General features: G+C 57.5%; 1 protein-coding gene. It reads right to left on the bottom strand.

Annotation, left to right across the window (positions count from 1 at the left end; genetic code table 11):
• The coding region (locus tag MB824_RS03435; protein ID WP_238745993.1) for a hypothetical protein at nucleotides 1–226 on the bottom strand (226 nt) is incomplete at both ends.

The raw sequence follows: 226 nt of genomic DNA, 5'->3' as shown, positions 1-226 counted from the left end.
GTAAGGCGGATTGGGCAAGCCTATTTTTGTGCAGTTCCGGCCTGATTTTTTGCTGTGAGATGTTTCCACCGTCCCGCCCGCATCCGCCTGGCCAGTCTGTTCGGCAATAGAAGTGGCCACTTGATTCGCATGGCCGGGCGATCCGGTTGTCAAAGTGGCCACTTGCACCGCATCCGGCCTATCCTGCATTTTCGCCGCCATATAGCCCAACAGCCCGCATATGGCC

The organism is Kingella pumchi (assembly GCF_022288825.1).
Lineage (GTDB): Bacteria > Pseudomonadota > Gammaproteobacteria > Burkholderiales > Neisseriaceae > Kingella_D > Kingella_D pumchi.
This window is presented reverse-complemented; position numbering and strand designations above follow the sequence as displayed.